We start from the raw sequence: 2,564 nt of genomic DNA on the forward strand, positions 1-2,564 counted from the left end.
AATGCCGGCCCGGGCGCGAACCGAATTAATGTTCCAGCTGGCGATCTTGAGATTGGTCACGCTCAGTTCTGTAGCGCGCTATGCGGCTGTGTGAAGGAGGGCCTTTCCGTATCTGTCCGCCCCGGGGCAGATACAGAAAGGCCCTCGCTCCGGGGGCATGGAACGAGGGCCGACCAAGCGTTCGTCACGCAAGGCGATCGACGGTGGACCCGGGTAACAGGGGGAAACCCCGGCGCCGACGATCTTACCATTCCTTACGCGCGCGAAGCTGTCGCGAACCTTAACGTTTTCGATTGCTACGCTTTTTTGCGTTTCGGCTCGGCAAAGGTGAAGACGCTATCGGGCACCGAGACATTGTAGCGCTGGTTCGACAGGCGCACTATGGTCTTCTTGTTCTGCGCGTCGATCGCGGTCCAGCCTTCGAGTTGGAGACCGCCGGGCGCGCCCGCAGAGCGCTGAAAGGCGAGCACCAGCGTCCCGAACTCTGGGCGCCGCGCGTCGCGGGCGCGGACGACAACGACCTGGGCATTGTCGCTCGGCATGACCCGCGCAATCCGGCCAAGGTCGGGATTGGGCGACAGCAGCACCGCCAGGGGCGATTTAGCTATCGGCCAACTCGACTTTTGGCCGACGTCATAATCGATGAAATTGAGCGTCTTGCCGTTGGCGACCAGCAGCATGTTGACCCCGCCGCCATAGGCGAAGCGAATCATGCCGGGGCGCTTCAAGGTCAGCGTGCCTGCCATCTGCCGGCCCTTGCCATCGGCCTGGACGAAGCCGGCGGTCATTGAGCGGGTGGCGCCGAGGCTCGCCTCGACCGCTGCGAGATCGCCCGAGGTCACCGCCGGTGCGGGCACCGCAAGCGCGACCGCCAGGGCCGGAATCAGCGCGCGCGCGAGCATCTTGACGAGAAACATGCAAAAACTCCTGAAGATCGTTTCGCCGGTGGTGGCGTTTCCGCGTTGAATGCGCCCTGAACCCGGGAGTCCTTGGGGTTCAGCCTCTAAAGCGGATGTCCCTCAGCGTCGATCAGCACTTCGCGGCGGCCGACATGGTCGGGGATTCCGACTAGCCCGTCCTTTTCCATCCGCTCGATCAGGCGCGCGGCGCTGTTGTAGCCGACGCGCAACTGACGCTGGAGGTAGCTGGTCGAGGCCTTCTGGCTTTCGGCGACGATCTGGATTGCTTTCCGATAAAGCTGGGTCTCGGCGTCATCCTCGCCGACCGGCTGACCGTCGAACAGATAGCCGCCATCCTCGGGCTCCTCGGTCACCGCCGAGATATAGTCGGGAACCCCTTGCCTGCGCCAATGGTCGGCGATCAGGCGGACCTCGTCGTCGCTAACGAAGGGGCCGTGGACGCGCAGGATCTGCTTGCCGCCGGGCATGTAGAGCATATCGCCCTTGCCAAGCAGCTGCTCGGCGCCCTGCTCGCCGAGGATGGTGCGCGAATCGATTTTAGAGGTGACCTGGAAGCTGATCCGAGTGGGGAGGTTGGCCTTGATCACGCCGGTGATGACGTCGACCGAGGGGCGCTGAGTGGCCATGATCAGGTGAATGCCGGCGGCGCGCGCCTTTTGCGCCAACCGCTGAATGAGGAATTCGACCTCCTTGCCGGCGGTCATCATCAGGTCCGCGAGTTCGTCGACGACGACGACGATTTGCGGCAGCACCTCGTAATCGAGTTCCTCGGTCTCGTAGATCGGCTGGCCGCTGTCGGCGTTGTACCCGGTCTGGACCTTGCGCCCCAGTTGGGCGCCCTTGGCCTTGGCGTCGCGCACCTTCTGATTGAAGCTCGCCAGCTGGCGCACTCCGAGGCTGGCCATCATCCGATAGCGCTCCTCCATCTGCTCCACGGTCCATTTGAGCGCGCGGATCGCCTTGCCGGGCTCGGTCACCACCGGGGAGAGGAGGTGCGGGATGTCATCGTAGATGCTCAGCTCGAGCATCTTGGGATCGATCATGATCATCCGGCACTCGTCGGGTCCCATGCGATAGAGCAAAGACAAGATCATGCAATTGAGGCCGACGGATTTGCCCGATCCGGTCGTCCCGGCGACCAGCAAATGCGGCATCGGGGCGAGGTCGGCGATGACGGGATCGCCCGAGATGTTTTTGCCGAGGATCAACGGCAGCGACATGTTCTGGTCCTCGAACGCCTGGCTGCCGATCAGTTCGCGCAGCACCACCGATTCGCGCCTGGTGTTGGGCAGCTCGATGCCGATCACGCTACGACCAGGGATGGTGGCGACGCGCGCCGACAGCGCCGACATGTTGCGCGCGATATCGTCGGCTAGCTGGATGACCCGGCTGGCCTTGATGCCCGATGCGGGCTCCAGCTCGTACATCGTCACCACCGGACCCGGGCGGACCTCGACGATGTCGCCGCGGACGTGAAAATCCTCGAGTACCGATTCGAGCAGCCGGGCATTTCGTTCCAGGCCAGCGCGGTCGATCTGGCTTTTGCCCTTTTCGGGCGGCGGCGTCAGCAGGTCGAGCCCCGGCAGTTGATAATGATCGCCGAGCGCCAGGCTGGCCTGGCCAACCCCGGCGCGACCCTTGCGC

General features: G+C 63.9%; 2 protein-coding genes. Both read right to left on the minus strand.

Going from position 1 to position 2,564, the window contains the following annotated elements; all coding sequences use genetic code 11:
- Positions 1-296: 296 nt before the first annotated feature.
- Complete coding sequence (locus H0W65_RS12115) at positions 297-917, minus strand: outer membrane lipoprotein carrier protein LolA (RefSeq protein WP_294007916.1); 621 nt, start codon at positions 915-917, stop codon at positions 297-299.
- Positions 918-1,003: 86 nt separating this feature from the next.
- Positions 1,004-2,564: DNA translocase FtsK (locus H0W65_RS12120; RefSeq protein ID WP_294007918.1), on the minus strand; the 1,561-nt coding region annotated here is incomplete at its 5' end.

Origin of the sequence: Sphingomonas sp. (genome assembly GCF_013816785.1) — a bacterium.
In the GTDB taxonomy this organism is placed as follows: Bacteria; Pseudomonadota; Alphaproteobacteria; order Sphingomonadales; family Sphingomonadaceae; genus Sphingomicrobium.